Source organism: Anabaena sp. AL09 (genome assembly GCF_001672255.1).
GTDB lineage: Bacteria > Cyanobacteriota > Cyanobacteriia > Cyanobacteriales > Nostocaceae > Dolichospermum > Dolichospermum lemmermannii.
This window is the reverse complement of record NZ_LJOQ01000091.1, coordinates 1-16,566: the sequence shown is the minus strand read 5'-3', so window position 1 is coordinate 16,566 and position 16,566 is coordinate 1. Positions and strand designations below refer to the sequence as shown.

The 16,566-nt window shown below is 39.2% G+C and carries 9 protein-coding genes; 4 read left to right on the top strand and 5 right to left on the bottom strand.

Annotated features, from left to right (window positions below):
• Nucleotides 1-16 precede the first annotated feature (16 nt).
• The 5 genes from AN490_RS18720 to AN490_RS18700 all read right to left on the bottom strand — a co-directional run bounded on the left by AN490_RS18720 (nt 17) and on the right by AN490_RS18700 (nt 12,792).
• Nucleotides 17-3,169 (bottom strand): TIR domain-containing protein, encoded by a 3,153-nt coding sequence (locus AN490_RS18720; RefSeq protein WP_300006432.1) that lies wholly within the window; start codon nt 3,167-3,169, stop codon nt 17-19.
• A gap of 180 nt (nt 3,170-3,349) precedes the next feature.
• Nucleotides 3,350-6,013, bottom strand: a complete 2,664-nt coding sequence (locus AN490_RS18715; RefSeq protein ID WP_300006431.1) for a CHAT domain-containing protein — start codon at nt 6,011-6,013, stop codon at nt 3,350-3,352.
• 220 nt (nt 6,014-6,233) lie between these two features.
• On the bottom strand, nt 6,234-8,000 hold the full coding sequence (locus tag AN490_RS18710) for a ShlB/FhaC/HecB family hemolysin secretion/activation protein (RefSeq protein ID WP_300006430.1): 1,767 nt from the start codon (nt 7,998-8,000) through the stop codon (nt 6,234-6,236).
• Nucleotides 7,997-11,140 (bottom strand): S-layer family protein, encoded by a 3,144-nt coding sequence (locus AN490_RS18705; RefSeq protein ID WP_300006429.1) that lies wholly within the window; start codon nt 11,138-11,140, stop codon nt 7,997-7,999. The genes AN490_RS18710 and AN490_RS18705 overlap by 4 nt, the downstream gene beginning before the upstream one ends.
• A 47-nt stretch (nt 11,141-11,187) precedes the next feature.
• Nucleotides 11,188-12,792 carry a filamentous hemagglutinin N-terminal domain-containing protein gene (locus tag AN490_RS18700; RefSeq protein WP_300006428.1) on the bottom strand — a complete coding sequence of 535 codons (1,605 nt, stop codon included), beginning with the start codon at nt 12,790-12,792 and terminating at the stop codon, nt 11,188-11,190.
• 141 nt (nt 12,793-12,933) lie between these two features.
• On the opposite strand from AN490_RS18700, the gene AN490_RS18695 reads away from it, so the two are divergent.
• The 4 genes from AN490_RS18695 to AN490_RS18680 all read left to right on the top strand — a co-directional run bounded on the left by AN490_RS18695 (nt 12,934) and on the right by AN490_RS18680 (nt 16,465).
• Nucleotides 12,934-13,674, top strand: coding sequence for a hypothetical protein (locus AN490_RS18695; RefSeq protein WP_300006427.1), 741 nt, complete (start codon nt 12,934-12,936; stop codon nt 13,672-13,674).
• Nucleotides 13,675-13,684: 10 nt separating this feature from the next.
• The gene (locus tag AN490_RS18690; protein WP_300006426.1) at nt 13,685-14,359 is read left to right on the top strand and encodes a DUF4231 domain-containing protein; all 675 of its coding nucleotides are present in this window, start codon (nt 13,685-13,687) and stop codon (nt 14,357-14,359) included.
• Nucleotides 14,360-14,403: 44 nt separating this feature from the next.
• On the top strand, nt 14,404-15,618 hold the full coding sequence (locus AN490_RS18685) for an acetate kinase (protein ID WP_300006425.1): 1,215 nt from the start codon (nt 14,404-14,406) through the stop codon (nt 15,616-15,618).
• Nucleotides 15,619-15,679: 61 nt separating this feature from the next.
• The gene (locus tag AN490_RS18680) at nt 15,680-16,465 is read left to right on the top strand and encodes a hypothetical protein (protein ID WP_300006424.1); all 786 of its coding nucleotides are present in this window, start codon (nt 15,680-15,682) and stop codon (nt 16,463-16,465) included.
• Nucleotides 16,466-16,566: the final 101 nt, after the last annotated feature.

Below are 16,566 nucleotides of genomic sequence, written 5' to 3'. Positions count from 1 at the left end.
GGAACGAGATGAAAGGTTACAAATAACGTAATCTGTAAGTTAGATAAAAAACTCCACTTCCTGTAGCAATCAAGGATAAAGCCGGGGGAACTAAAGGAACCCAACCGCTTTGGGATACCATAATCACAGCGCAAGCGGTGTAAAGGACAGCAACAGAGCCAACCATACCCATAACTAGATAAGAGGTGCGATTAAGTCGCCAACAAACGATACCACCGACCAAAGACCAGCCAAAAATCCAAGGGATTTCATAATCAAAAGGCCACCACCAAATCAAGGGACGATTATCCAAGACAGCGCTGAGAATCTGGCTAATCATTTGTCCATGCAATGTCACCCCTGGCACATCCCCATAGGGCGTATTCCAATAATCTGCTTGTCGGAATTGTCTGTCTGTGAAGCCAACTAAAATAATCCGATTTTTAATCTTTTCCGCTGGTACTTTGTTGTTCAGAACATCTAAAATATTGACTCTGGGGGCAAACTTATCAGCATCACCCTGATAAACGCGATATTTCAGCATGGTTTGATAACCTTGAAGCTGGTTGTTATTAAACCCTGAATAGCCACCACCATTGCCCGTTAGTAGGGGAATCGCGGTTTTTCCAAAGGCCATGTCTTGATCATATTCTCTCGTTTCTGGATTTAAAGGAGAAATATATTTATGACCTTTTGCTTCCAGATAAAGACGCGCAATTACTAAACTCAAAGCTTCCTGAACATTGCAATATTTAGGTTCTGATTTTTGCATCATGTAATGTCTGCGAACAAAGCGAGCGCCTTGAGAATCATCATCCACCAAATCACTAAATCCAACCCGTTCTAATGGCACTTCTGGGGGATGTTTAAAGCCCGGAATATTTTGACCACGTTCATTGATATAACTGTTTTTACACAATGCAATAAAGTTTGTCGTTTCTCGGAGACGTTTACCCAAACCGCCTTCTGCTGGAAAATTCCGAATGAAATCTAAACTAATCATACTGGGTTGATTTGGGGAGAGGATTTTCAGTAAATCATCCACAGCAGCATCAGCAATTGAACCTCTTCCTTGTTGATATTTCGGGTTTTCGTTCATCCTATCAATGCTTTCAGGATCAACATCCACCATCAAAAATCGTTCATCTTGTGGTTCATTAGGACGTAGCCGCGCTACTTGGTCATAAGCCGCTAATTCTAATGGCTGCATGAACCCCAACAACCGCGCTATGAACATGAAAATTGTTACACTTAAACTAGTTAATAATACGCTGCGAAGTTTAATTTTGCGATAGGGAAGAGCGCGACTAGCAGTAAGATATTCTAGCTGGAGGTTGGTGGGACTTGGTTGTTTGTTTTCAGACTCTTTTAGCCATTCCTCAGACGCTGCTAAATCTTTTCCCCGTACCAAGAAACTATCATCACGTTTCTGCTGTTCCCATTCTTTAGACTTGAGCAATAAACGAGTGTGATTTTTGGCATAATCTGGATCTGCATCCAAGGTTCTGGTTAATTCCCCAAAATTGGTGAGAAAATCGCCGCCATGTTTGCGAAAATCAATCCATTGTACTTTTGCTAAACTAGGGTGAAGACTATCAATATCAACGGGTAAATACAAAACTGTGACAATACGCTTATTCAGTTTAATTGCATATTCCACTTCTGTCGCGCAATAGTTGGAACTAATCGAATTAGGAGAAATAATGAATAAGAAATTGTTAGCAAGTTCAATTCCCTTGTACATTTCTTCCTCAAAATCAGTCCCAGAGATGATGCTTTCCTGATCAAACCAGGTAGTTTTATTTTGAATTTGCAGTGTATCGTTGAGTTTACGGGCAAAGTCTGCATCAGCATTAGAGTAGGAAACAAATACATCTAAAACCGCATTGGGTGGTTGCTTGAGACTTTCCGCAATGAATTCTTCTTGTATAGGTAAAGACGGTTGCTGTGTTTTTGGTTTTGCTACCTTTAACCAAGCTTCTGCATTACGAAGATCGTTATTCCGCACCAAAATACTAGGATTACGTTTTTGTCGTTCCCACTTTAAAGCCTTTGTCAGAATCAGTTTGTGCTGTTGGTAATAAGCCGCATCTTGATGGAGAATATTAATTAAATTATCGGTATCAGCCGATTCTTTGCCCTCTTCTTCCTTGTCGGTAAAGTCTATGAATTGGATATTACGCAATTCTTGGGGAATTTGATCTAAGTCTAATGGTTGTATTAATAGGGGAATAATCCGCTTTTTTAGGGACAACGCATAGGTAAGTTCCTGTTGACAATATTCTGATGCTAAAGAGGATGGAGCCATGAGAAACACCAGATTATCTGCTTCCTCAATCCCGCGATTAACGGCTTCTTGAAAATCTGTTCCAGTTTGAATATCAGTTTTATTTGTCCAAACTGTGAAGCTTTCCCGCATTAAGGTTTTAGCAATTTTCTCCATAAACTCCCGTTCCTTATCCGAATAGGAAAGGAACACCTGAGTCATCAAATTATTAGCGTTTTTAACACTTTGACAAATAAAAGCACAATGTAAATCCGTGGGTTCACAAGGTGGCTGTTCCTCTTTGAACCTGATTTTTAGCCATTTTTCCGCCTCTACTCGTTCATCGCCAATTAAGAGGCAACTGGATTGTTGTTGCTCCCGTTCCCACTCCAGAGCCTTGGCTAAAAAATAGGTATGTTGATGCACATATTCTTGATGACGAGTCAACAGTTCTAATAATCCCGTAAAGGATTGCTCAAAGTCATCTATACCTTCACGGAAATATACCCAGTTAATCTTGCCGATAGCCGGGTGCATATTAGGGAAACTAGAATGCAATCCCTTTGATTTATATATCTCCCACTCGCTGGGATCTTTGCCGGGGTTACGTTGCTGCCAAATTTCTTCGGTAATTTGCTCTACGTGCAGCAAGGGAATAATCCGTTTGTTGCGCTTGAGTGCTAGGTCAATTTCTTTACCACAATATGGTGAGTTAATGGAATGGGGGGCGATAATAAAGAGAAAATTATCTGATGTTTCGATGCCATCATCAATTTGCTTCTGGAAATCTACACCGAGAGGAATATCATTTTGGTCAAACCAAATTTCTAGTTTTTCTTCTCTGAGTCGCTTATGAAGTTTGGTAGCAAAGGCTTTGCTATCGGCTCTACCATAAGATATAAATGCACCTTGAAAATCGTTCATTAATCCCCTGAGTGGTAAATACAAATATTACTAATTTTATGTTTATACTCTAAAAATGAGGCATTTCGATACTTAAGTCTCAGAAATCATGAAATTTTAGATTTTAGTTTTTGCTGATTAGACATCTTTGAAAAAGGATGTAGAGACGTTCCATGGAACGTCTCTACTAAAATCCAAAATTTAAAGCCAACTTCCAACTAATACGTAAGGGGCCCAAAAACGCGGATGGTCATAGTTGGGATCTTTTAGTAAAGCCTGTTGTGCTAGACGCAGTGCTTCGGCTCTGCTGATGTTGGGTTCTCCTAAGTGCTGGTAAAATTCTTTAATAAAGGGTACGCTTGACTGATCATCTAAATCCCATAAACTAGCGATCGCACTACTCGCTCCTGCTTGCACTGTTGTCCCTGCAATACCCATGACTTCTTGATCGTCTCCTGTAGCTGTTTGACAAGCGCTCAAAACTAATAGTTCAATGCCTTCATTAGCGCTTTTCCTTTGGGTTCTGAACAATCTATCAAATTCGGCAATTTTCAATTTTCCATCTGCTGTCACCACAAATGTATTTTCTCTATCAGCACCAAAAAAACCATGAGTGGCTAAATGGACGACATCAAATTTCGCAGTATTGAGTTTTTTATTAAAGTTTTGATTGGTAAATTCTTTGTCAGCAATCCAAGTCATAGTTATTCCTGTTTTTTGAATTTCTTTGACTTCTTCAGCAACACCTGGTAAGGAAGAGAAACCAGGAACGCTCTTAGGAGGATCGATTAAACTAGCTGCCAATATTTTCATTTTTTTTCTTTGTAAAGGCATAGAATCACGAACTTGTAAACCTAAAGCTAAGGAAACAGCATATTTCTCCATCAAATACTTTTCTCCATCATAAAGTGCGTCCATGGGAATTCTCCGCAGTGAACCATCCAAAACAAATATTAAAGTTTTAATTTTGCTTTCCTCTAATCTTTCTTCTATTGGTTTAATTAGCCAATTATAGACTCTTTGACCATCAGTTTGGACTTCTTCATAAGCACCAGGTTCTTGAAGAGATTTATAGAAGTGATTTAAGGTACTTTCAATTTCCTGGGGGGATAATTTCACAGAAGGATAGTGATACAAGTTGGGATTATTAGGTTCTCTAGCAATAACTTCTAAGCGATCATTCAAAATAATTGAATAGATGACTGCGGCTGTTTTATCTTTAGTGTCAATCACCTCATCAAGTTGTAAGTTACTATCTTGTTGTAATTTACTATCTTGACAAGCTTGTTGCAAAAAGTTTTGTATTTTCGCTACTTGCAAACTTTCTAATACTTGACGAGCTTGTTTAAGGTTGTCTTGACTAGGTTCTGGAGATTGTAATAACAAATTTACTAATCGGCGATATACAGGTTCAACACTTTCTTTGAATGAATACTGCACATCTGCACTACTAGCAACTAAATCACCCCGAATACTTTGCAAGGTATTAAATGCTTCGGTATATGTAGTTATAGCTCCTTTAATATCTCCTTGTTGATAGCATTCATTTTCACCTTGACAAAGAATCCGTCCGATTTGCCATTGCCAACGATAGGTGATATCTTGGGCTTGAATTGACTGTGATAAATTTAGGGCTTTTTGGGTTAAGTCTTGAGCAATATCCCACTGTTTTGTTAATTCATATATATGTCCTAAATTCCCCAAAACAAAAGACTGCGATCGCACATCTTGAATTTGTTCAGCTTGTTGACGAGCGACAGCTAAGATTTGGGCAATTGTTTGTAAATTTACGGGTTTTTCTTCATTTAATTTCATCAAACTTTGAGCAAAGTTTACCTGAGCATATATCCCCGCACGACCCAGAGATAATTTAGGAATAAGACCTTGGATTTGCGGATAAAGTAATTCAGCTTCTTGCCATTTTTCTATTTCTATCAATAATCGCAACCGATTAATTTTGGCTTTAATTTGAATTTGTATAGGAGTTTTATCAACTTCTGCTTTTTGATAAAAATTAATTGCTGCAACTTTTTTTTCTCTTGCTGCTGCAATATTTCCCTGGGCAGTTTTTACATTTGCGTCAGCACTGACAACATTACCTAAAGCAAGATAAGCCGATGCAATAATTTCTTGTGATTGTAGTTTTTGGCCAATTCTGAGACTTTCTTCAAAGTTTGATTTTGCTTTTTCCAAATCACCTAACACCCGAAGAGCGCCGCCTACATTACGAATATTAATAGCTTTAGTGAGTGAATCTGGTTGATTTTGCAAGGTTGTTGCTAAATTTTGAAAAACAGCATTTGCCCGTTTATATAATCCTAAATTCTGTAATGCTTGACCCTGGTTAATTCCCATCAGGATAGCTTTGTTACTATCTCCTAACTTTTGGTAAATAGCTTCAGCTTGTTGCCAAGATAATAAGGCATCTTCTGGTTTTCCCTGTGCCAATTGTAGACTAGCTTTAACATCCCAAGCTTGCGCCCAAATAGCAGAACTTTGTGAATAATCAGGAGTTTTTTGCAGAATATTCATAGCTTCGACAATGGTTTTGTTAGCTTCTTGGATTTCTCCAGTTTGCTGATAATTCAGAGCCATATTAATCAAAATAACAGCCTTTCCTAGCTGATCTCCATTATTTTGATAATCTTGTAAAGATTCTTTTAATAAAGTTATTGATTCAGCAAATCGTCCCTCTGTATATAAGATTTGTGCCTGACTTTCTTGGGAATTAATAACTGATTCAGGACTATTTTTCGCAATTACTGGTGATGTCAATATACAAATTATAGCTATGATCAAAGCTAAAAATACATAGCGAAGCCAGCGAGGCAATGATACAAGAAAACGGGTGATTGATAAATTCATTTTAGTTAGTGAATGTGGATTATATGTAAGGGTAGAAGTCAGCCTGGGAATGATAGCGCAGCGTGGCATAAGCCATATTCCCATTCTTATAGTAAAAGTTGTCTTTTGATGACTAAATAACCCAGAAATTTTATTAGTCCGTTTTAACGGACTTGAGCTATGAGACAGGGAATAAATTCCCTGGTGGGTGTGTATAGAGAATATTGAACAATTAAATCCATCAAGGACTGTATGTGAGAGAAAAATACAAACCATTTTCTTGCCATGTTGGTTTTTTGAAATTATTTTCTGTTAAGGGAATCCCCCAATCTAAACGAGCATTAAATTTACTACCTTGTCGCCATATTAGTCCTAAACCTGCTCCTAGTAAAGTATTATTATCAGGATCTGAGCCACCATTATTCCAGCCAGTTCCTAAATCGAAAAAAGGTGCTATTTGTAAAAGTCCTTGGAGTTTTGGAACTCGCAAAACTGGTAATCTTACTTCTGTAGATGTTAAGAAACCATTATCTGTTAATAAACTATCCTGACGATATCCGCGCAGGGTTTTTTGTCCACCTAAACCAAATTTTTCTAGTCCCAACAACTGCTTATTTGCTAATTGTAAATCTGTTTGTATTAACAATATGGTGTCTGGTGCTAATTGACGCAGCCATTGTCCTTGTCCTCGCCAACTAAAAAAGCGACTATCAGGTTCATTATTATTAATAGTGGCATCTAAAATATTTAACCCTAAACTAAATTGAGAACGGGCTGTTAAAACTTGTTTACTACTGCGTTGACTCCATTCTTGAAAAAATCGCAATGCAGAAATTTTCGTTTTCCCATTATTATCTGCACCAACTCCTAGAGGAAAAGGGCCAATATTGTCAATTCCCAAAAATGTTTGACTCATTTGTTGGCTGGCCGTGAGTCCCAAAGTAAATTCTTGAGTAGGCGTTTGTACGAGTGGCTGCCGAAATTTTAACTCGTAAAAGCGGGACTGAGAAGTAATATTAAAGGTGTTAAAAGGACGTTCGATCACATTATTTCCCGTCGCACCGTAGTTTAAAATTAATTTACCATTGTGGGCATTGACGGGCAAACTATAACTAATATCTATGCCATTACTTCCATCTGTGTTGGTATAACCAAAATTGAAACCGTCTCCCAGTCCCAATAAGTTGGCTTCATTAATATTAATTCGCCTTCGCAAACTGCCGACACTGGGACTGCGTTCATTATCTATAGATAGTTGAGTTTGGAAAGAATCAGCTTCAGTAACTTTAACTTCTAAAATATTAGTCCCTGGACGGATACCGGTTTGTAAATCGGCAGATATATTTTTAATTAGAGGGTCAAGTTGTAAGCGTTGCAATCCGATGAGGAGGCGATCGCGTGAAAATGGTTTACCAGCAGCTAGGGAAAGGCGATCGCTAATATAGCTGCGATTTAAACGGCTTGTACCAGTAACATTAATCTTCTCTAAAGTTCCTTCTACCAACTGCACCACCACCACACCATTCTTAATAGTTTGGATAGGAATAATTGCCCCAGATGTCACATAGCCTTTATCAACATATAATTTCGTAATCTGGGAACGGACTTGCAGCAGTTCAGTAAAGCTAATTTGCTTCTTCGTATAGGGTGCAGTTACTTTCGCCAATTCCTCAGCACTAAAAACCGTATTCCCAACAAACTCAAACCGTTCCACTACCAATGTTGTAGATAGTGTCTCTGGAGTCAGTTGGGGTTGGTTCGGTATTGGTGATGGAATTGGGAGGAGTTGGTCAGGTGGTGGTAATACTGGCAGCGGTTGGGCTTCTGGGAGGGATTCTCTCGAAGGTGGTTTAACCTCTGGAGGTACTTGGGCTAATAAAGGTTGTGCATGGAGACTAGGAACAATAATTGATACCAATGGGAGTATTACCCGCCAAAACACAAATAGATGAGGTTTTGTAGCAGTTTCTAAAGTTACGCGAGTAGATGCGACACGAAGAAGATTCATAGTTTATGTTGATTCTTAGTAATCCTACATAATTGACTAGATAACCCAGAGCGAAAATTAGTAGAAATTACAGGTTGGGCAATTAAAACTATATCACCATTTGCATTCCGTACCATACCCTGATCTTCTATTAAAGGAGCAGTAGTAGGTACTATTCCTATCGGTAAAATTGCTCGATCACCTTTTCCTCTTGTCACCCATTTAGCTGGTAATGCCCCAGCAGTTAGCATATCATCAGGACTAGGTGGCAGTCCTCCCCGTCCAGTAATGATAAATTCACTTTGACTCTGATCCGAGTTACTGTTATTAGAATTACAATCTTGAGCAATTAATCCTGATGGATCTACCAAATTCACAGGTATGGCCACAAGTCCCTGACTAGGATCAATCCCTAAACTTTGAATTGCTACAGTTCCATCTTTCCCCACATCAGAACTAGCAGCAAGATCACTTGTATTATTAGTCCGAATGGTTTGTAATTGGGCTGTATTTAATCTTCCTCTTGTTTCTAATCCCAGCACTCGAATCGCACTAATATAAATCTTGCCACCATTCCCACCAAAAGCATTAGCAACGATATCACTGTCTTCTGTGGGAACAGCAACTACATAACCATTTTTAGCATTAATTGTGATTTGTCCACCATTGCCAGGATTATTTGGTGAACCTGCTGTGGTAGAAATTTCGCTGTTATGACGTAGGATTAAATTCTGTGTATTGATGTTAATATTACCACCATTACCACTGGCATTTTTAGCAGTAATAGCAGCATTATCTAGTTTAAGGAAATTAGTTTGAATAGTAATATTTCCCGCAGAAATTGTATTTCCAGAACTTGTATTTCCAGAACTGGTACTATCAACTCCTATTTTGGCTTTGTCGCTTAAATTAATTATTGGAGAAGTGATGGAAATATCACCAGCATTACCCGTTCCCGAACTTTCAACTGCTAATTTTCCTTGTCCGGTAATGTTAATATTTTGCGACGCTGTAATATTGACGCTACCACCATTACCACTACCTTTAGTAAAAGCTGATATTTGTCCAGTATTTTCTAATTTCAAATCACCAGTGTTTAAGATAATATCTCCGGCTTTTCCTGCACCTGTTGTATAGGCAAAAATGCCTGATGGTTTTCCTTGACTGGTAATATTTGCTTCAATGGGATTAGTTTCTAGGGAGATTTGCAGATTGTAGGATGTTACGTTAGAAGTAGAACCATCAGCTTTTTTATAACTACTAGGAACACCTGTACCATCAAAATTACTAACTTGAATATAATAAGTTCCCCCTTGAGTAAAAGTATATCTCAAATAGGGGTCTTGTTGTAAAGTCATTGTAGTATTACTTCCTCCCGCACCAAGACCAGAAGGACTATCATCATTAGATGCTAATTCTTTCCCCTGGCTATCTAATAGGGTTAATTTTGTATTGATAGCTGGAAAGGTTGTGTAGTCAGGAGTACCTATAGTTCCAGAGGAATTATTACCAGTAAGATCAATATCAAAAACTGCTTTTGTATCAGCATTTACTTTGATAGCATAAACATGAATTTTATCATCTCCTTTACCCTTGATAGAGGTATAGGGAACTCTAGTAGAATATTCTACATTGCCATTTGGTTGATTCGGATTATTCAAGTAAAAATTACTGACTTGAAGTTGCTGTGCTGTGGTGATAGAATTATTTGTCCCAATATCTGTAATTATTTGACCACTATTATAATCACTTTTAACTATATTCTGCGGTGGTAAAGCATTAAGATCGGGATTACTAGAATCAGGAGCAACTCCATTGATGATGATACTATCCCTAGCTCTAACAGTAATTGTTCCGGCTTTTGATGTTCCTTTCCCTTCTGTTAAGGCTTGAATTTGACTGCCCTTTGATAAGGATAATAAGCGAGAATTTAATTCTATATTCCCACTATTCCCTGATGCTGTTTTTGTGGCTGATGTACTAATAATACTATTTCGAGTCAGAGAGATATTGCCATTGGTGACATCTAAAGAGATATTCCCACCATTGCCTTGATCTGTGGTTAAACTTTGCAAACTACTACTATCTGTTAAAGAGACATTTTCAGCAGTAATTTTAATATTACCTGCATTACCACTGCTATAAGTTCCAGTATTAATCACAGCATAGTTAGTCAGATTAAGATTTTGTGCTTTAATCTCAATATTACCACCTTGTCCTGTGCTACCTGGTTCTAATGTGGTAAATAACCGACTATTATTTAAGTTAATATCCCCTGTTGAATTTAATTCTATTCGTCCAGACTTACCACTACCATAACTGGAACTACTAAGATCACTATTTGTTAATTGTATCCAGGGTGAATCTAATTTAATTAGACCGCCATTGCTACCATTTTTTCCATCGCTATTAATCACAATACCATTGAGATCTAATTTATCTCCAGTGAGTTGAATTGTTCCCCCATTTCCCCCTTGTCCTGTGCCAGATGATGTGATGTAGGCTATTAAGATATTACCTTTAGATATTTTTATTGTGATATCTCCCCCATTTCCTCTCCCTGATTGTGAATCTGAGGAGGAGTCTAGGGATGGAGTGTTGATATTGCCACCAGCAGTCAGAGTCATCCCCCCGCCATTTCCTGCTGTCCCTGATTGGGAGGAGTCTAGGGATTGAGTGTTGATATTGCCACCAGCAGTCAGAGTCATCCCCCCGCCATTTCCTGCTGTCCCTGATTGTGAATCTGAGTAGGAGTCTAGGGATTGAGTGTTGATATTGCCACCAGCAGTCAGAGTCATCTCCCCGCCATTTCCTGCTGCTGTCCCTGATTGTGAATCTGAGGAGGAGTCTAGGGATTGAGTGTTGATATCGCCACCAGCAGTCAGAGTCATCCCCCCGCCATTTCCTGCTGTCCCTGAAAATGAAGATGAGGAGGATTGTAGGGATTCAGTGTTGATATTGCCACCAGCAGTCAGAGTCATCCCCCCGCCATTTCCTCCTGTCCCTGAAACTGAATATGAGGAGGAGTCTAGGAATCGAGTGTTGATATTGCCACCAGCAGTCAGAGTCATCCCCCCGCCATTTCCTGCTGTCCCTGAATCTGACTTTGAGGAGGAGTTTAGGGATTGAGTGTTGATATTGCCACCAGCAGTCAGAGTCATCCCCCCGCCATTTCCTGCTGTCCCTGAATTTGAAATTGAGTAGGAGATTAGGTATTGAGTGTTGAGATTAGGTATTGAGTGTTGATATCGCCACCAGCAGTCAGAGTCATCTCCCCGCCATTTCCTGCTGTCCCTGAAACTGAATATGAGGAGGAGTATAGGTCTTGAGTGTTGATATTGCCACCAGCAGTCAGAGTCATCCCCCCGCCATTTCCTGCTGTCCCTGATTTTGAATATGAGTAGGAGTCTAGGGATTCAGTGTTGATATTGCCACCAGCAGTCAGAGTCATCCCCCCGCCATTTCCTGCTGTCCCTGAAATTGACTCTGAGTAGGAGTCTAGGGATTCAGTGTTGATATTGCCACCAGCAGTCAGAGTCATCCCCCCGCCATTTCCTGCTGTCCCTGAATCTGACTGTGATAAGGATTGTAGGGATTGAGTGTTGATATTGCCACCAGCAGTCAGAGTCATCCCCCCGCCATTTCCTGCTGTCCCTGAATCTGAAATTGAGTAGGAGAATAGGTCTTGAGTGTTGATATTGCCACCAGCAGTCAGAGTCATCCCCCCGCCATTTCCTGCTGTCTCAAAATCTGAACGTGAGGAGGAGTTTAGGGTTAGAGTGTTGATATTGCCACCAGCAGTCAGAGTCATTCCCCCGCCATTTCCTGCTGTCCCTGATTGTGAATATGAGGAGGAGTCTAGGGATTGAGTGTTGATATTGCCACCAGCAGTCAGAGTCATCTCCCCGCCATTGCTACTAATGTCTTTGATATTAATATTGTCTTTTGCTTGCAGATCTACGAACAATCCAGGTATTGTAGTTGATATATTTTTGCTTCCTGTAATTGTCCCCACTGCATTTAATAATAAACTCGGATCATTAGAGGTAATATTCGGATCTGTATTATTAATTTCTATTTCTCCGTAATTAATATTTCCTCCGGCTTTTCCTTGGAGAGAAATTCCTGTATAGTCTCCAATGTTTAGATCTTGCCTTGCTTCTAATGTGGCTGTTTGAGCTTTTAATTGCCCCTCTAACTTCACATTTTCCGCACTGAATGTTAAATTTTTTCCTACTTCTAAATTCCCCTGACTACTAATATCTCCTGGTTGTGAACCAAACTGCACCCCAACAGGTACACTCATTGTCAATAATGGCATTTGAGGATTAGCTGCACTAAACTCATTCCCATCTGGAAATTTAAAACTATTGGCTGTAGTGGCAAAAAATGAACCAGCAATATCTAATTTTGCATCTTTACCAAAAATAATGCCTTTGGGATTGAGTAAATATAAATTTGCAGTTCCATAGACTCCCAACGTTCCCAAAATATGAGAAACGTTATTTCCTGTCACTCGACTAAAAATATTATTTATATTAGCAGGATTATCAAAATATACTCGCTGCCCATGATTAACGTTAAATTCTAAGAAGCTATGAAATAGACTACTTCCCCTTGTTGCTCCACCTGTTATTAAATCAACAGATTCGTTTTCACTATTAACTCTTGGTGTGATAGAGGAGTTTTCACTTCCCAATGTGGCATCAGGTGTAATTTGTGCTACAGCTAGTTGAGGAATAGATAGCAGGAAGACAGGTAACAGAGTAATTGTCTTCATTATACTTGAGAAGGTCATAACTTGCGTTTTCACATTATATTCCCTTTAAGCAAAAAACCTAGTTTGATATTGACTAAAATACTTGGTGTCACTCATGGTACATTAAATGATATTGTACTGGTGTTGACAATTAAATATACTAACCTATAAGTTATATTACGTCAACTCGAATACATGGAGCATTCTTTTAAGCTTACTTTTAATCAAAAACAGACTGCACTGGCAATTAAAGTATCCGAATTTGCTGAATTGCCCACTGCACTGAGACAAATTAGCCTTGGTGATTCCCGTCCTATTTTAGTCATAGTCGGGGGTGCAAGTCAGATTAGCGATGCTGATTTTCTCCGAATCCAAAGCCTGTTTGTGGAAGTATTAGCCCCAATTGCCGAAACCTTGGGCGCTTATGTGGTAGATGGGGGTACAGATGCGGGAGTAATGCGATTAATGGGTTATGCCCGTAATCAAATAAATGCCCAATTTCCGTTGATTGGTGTAGTGCCAATCGGCAAAGTGGTTCTACCTGAGCAAACTACGACACCATCTGATCATGCTTCACCCCTACAGGCTGATCATACTCATTTTGTGTTAGTTGCTGGCAACGATTGGGGTGATGAGTCTCCTTGGCTAGTAGAGGTTGCCACTGTTTTAGCTGGAGAATATCCATCAGTAACGGTGCTAATTAACGGCGGGGAAATTACCTTTGCGGATGCTTTGAATAGTGTTACTGCTGGTAGGTTGGTAATGGCGATCGCTGGTAGTGGCAGAACCGCAGATAAACTTGCTTTGGCTGTAGATGGAAATACCACAGATGAACTAGCTACAAAATTAGCTGCATCAGGTAAATTGCAAACAATTGACTTAGACGCGGAAAAAGAAGAGTTAACCAAAACAATTACTAATTTACTTTCTAGTTGAGGAGTGCATCATGGCTAAAAAAGACCCTTATCGGGAGTTTTTAAAGAAGGATTTTGGCGAGATTTTTGATACATTGAAATTGCCAGATTTACAAAGAAAGTTTTTAAATTCTCGGTGGTTAGATCAAGTTCTCTGGATGGAAGCACAAGCAGGCCAGGCGCGAAATCGGTATTACACCGCTAGGCTGATGACGATTGTTGGTGGTATAGTTCTTCCTGCTTTGGTGAGTCTAAATCTGAATAATGGTAAAGTCCGAGATACTCTTGTTTGGTCAACTTTTGGTCTTAGTCAAGTTGTGGCAATTAGCGCTGCTGTGGAAGAATTTTTTCACTATGGAGAACGCTGGCGACACTATCGCCGCACAGTAGAATCTTTAAAAACCCAAGGTTGGCAATTTTTTCAATTGAGTGGTTCTTATGTAACTTATAAAACTCATGAAGAGGCATTTACCATTTTTTCTAACCAAATAGAAGAAATTATTCAACGGGATGTAGAAATTTACGCTACCCAAGTTATACAACAGAAGAAACAGGAAGAAAACAAGAATAGTGAAAATGGCAGTAATAATGATCAATCTGGAACTTCTAAAAGCAGTTCTAGTACAACCACTTGTAAAGATGATTCTGTCGCCCTAACTTGGGGTGATAATTCCGTTTCTAAAGGTGGCAAATCTGCGGTTAATTAACGGTAGCTGAACAGCTAAATATTAGGAACAGGGAATTGGAATTTATGAAAATACTCGTCCTCAATGCCGGTTCTAGCAGCCAAAAGAGTTGTCTGTATGACATTACAACCCCGATTCCTAATTTAGCCCCCCAACCCCTGTGGGAAGGGAAAATAAATTGGACTCAAGACCAAAATCAGGCAGAAATTACAGTCAAAACCGCTACAGGGGCAAAACTCCAAGAAACCCTGGCTGATGATTCCCGACAGGTGCAATTTGCGTATCTGCTATCTACTCTTATCAATGGTACAACCAAGGTAATTGATAATTTATCAGCAATAGCAGTGGTCGGACATCGGGTAGTGCATGGTGGTGAAGATTACCAAGAAGCTGTGATAATTAATGAAGATGTGAAACAGGCGATCGCTCACCTATGTAATCTAGCCCCAGCCCATAATCCAGCCGCTTTAGCTGGCATTGAAGCCATTGAAAATAGCCTGGGAAATATCCCCCAAATTGCAGTTTTTGATACCGGATTTCACAGCACCTTACCAGATGCCGCAGCCATCTATCCTATCCCCTATCAATTAGTTGAACAAGGTATCCGTCGTTACGGCTTTCATGGCATCAGTCATCAGTATTGTGCTAATCGAGCAGCAGAAATTCTGGGTCAAGATCTACAATCTCTACGGATAATTACCTGTCATTTAGGTAATGGTTGTTCTTTAGCCGCCATCAAAAATGGTTGCAGTATTGACACAACAATGGGATTTACTCCCCTAGATGGTTTAATGATGGGTAGCCGCAGTGGTTCAATTGATCCAGGGATTTTAATTTATTTACTGCAACAGTATAATTACTCTAGTCAAGAATTAGATAATGTGTTAAATAAGGCTTCTGGATTAAAAGGTATTTCTGGAGTATCTAGTGATTTAAGGGAGGTGATAGCCGCAAAAGACCAAGGTAATCAACGCGCTCAACTAGCTTGGGATATATACGTACATCGTCTCCGGGCTGGTATTGGGTCAATGCTGGCTAGTTTAGCAGGTTTAGATGTTTTAGTTTTTACGGCTGGAGTCGGTGAAAACTCCCCAGGAATCCGTCAAGCAGCTTGTGAAGCCTTGGGATTTTTGGGACTAAAAATTGATGCTGATAAAAACCAGCACCAACCTATTGATGTTGATATTGCCACATCTGATTCAACAGTGCGAGTATTAGTCATAGAAACTCAAGAAGATTGGGCAATAGCTCAAAAATGTTGCCAATTGGTGCAACAATAATAGAATTGAGGGACTATGGTCATTTTTAATTTTTAATTATGAATTTTTAATTACTGGAAGTATGTTCTTATCTCGTGAAGCTATTACCACACCTTTAGTCGTTTGCTTGTGTATTACCAGTATTAGCTTAATACAAATGCCAAAGTTGCAAAAACTATTAACTACTCAACAATCTATTTCTGTTGAAACTCTGGAAAAAGACCTCAAAAAAGAAAGTCTTCGCTTGAACTTACTGAAAAATGTACCTAGTTTTAGTTATAAAAACCTGATTGCAGATTGGGTATATATTGATTTTTTGCAATTCTTTGGCGATGATGAAGCCAGAGATAGAACAGGGTATCGTCTCAGTCCAGAATATTTTGAAGTTATTTTAGGACGTGACCCTCGTTTTCTAGACGCTTACCTAGGACTTTCTGTAAGTAGCTCTTTATACGGTGGGATGCCAGAAAAATCTATAGCTTTAATGGACAAAGGATTAAAATCTTTATCTCCACAATTACCCAAAAAATCCTATTATATCTGGCGTTATAAAGGCACAGATGAGTTATTGTTTTTAGGTAATGCTCAAGCAGCCCAAACATCTTTTCTCAAAGCCGCAGAGTGGGCTAACACTTATACTGACGCGGAAAGTAAGCAAGCAGCATTTAGTTCTCAAAAAACCGCTGAGTTTCTCAGTAAAAAACCAGATAGTAAATCAGCCCGTATTTCTACATGGATGATGGTTTTAAATAATAAAGTTGATCAAAAAACTCGCAAACGAGCCATTCGGGAAATTGAAGCTTTAGGAGGGGAGATAGTCACTAATCCCAACGGTACAAGTAGTATTAAATTACCAGAAAAAGATTAATTGGTCAGTGGTCAGTTGTTAGTAGGGGCGAAGCATTTGGAAGATAAATTATCGGTCATTGCCAAAAATAGTTCTCCAAATGCTTCGCCCGTACAGTGGTC

What these genes read in the sequence shown, in the direction of transcription:
- AN490_RS18715 (WP_300006431.1), bottom strand. Translation starts at nt 6,013, where the DNA reads ATGAATTTATCAATCACCCGTTTTCTTGTATCATTGCCTCGCTGGCTT.
- AN490_RS18690 (WP_300006426.1), top strand. Translation starts at nt 13,685, where the DNA reads ATGGCTAAAAAAGACCCTTATCGGGAGTTTTTAAAGAAGGATTTTGGC.
- AN490_RS18680 (WP_300006424.1), top strand. Translation starts at nt 15,680, where the DNA reads ATGTTCTTATCTCGTGAAGCTATTACCACACCTTTAGTCGTTTGCTTG.
- AN490_RS18720 (WP_300006432.1), bottom strand. Translation starts at nt 3,169, where the DNA reads ATGAACGATTTTCAAGGTGCATTTATATCTTATGGTAGAGCCGATAGC.
- AN490_RS18705 (WP_300006429.1), bottom strand. Translation starts at nt 11,140, where the DNA reads ATGACTCTGACTGCTGGTGGCAATATCAACACTCAATCCCTAAACTCC.
- AN490_RS18710 (WP_300006430.1), bottom strand. Translation starts at nt 8,000, where the DNA reads ATGAATCTTCTTCGTGTCGCATCTACTCGCGTAACTTTAGAAACTGCT.
- AN490_RS18695 (WP_300006427.1), top strand. Translation starts at nt 12,934, where the DNA reads ATGGAGCATTCTTTTAAGCTTACTTTTAATCAAAAACAGACTGCACTG.
- AN490_RS18685 (WP_300006425.1), top strand. Translation starts at nt 14,404, where the DNA reads ATGAAAATACTCGTCCTCAATGCCGGTTCTAGCAGCCAAAAGAGTTGT.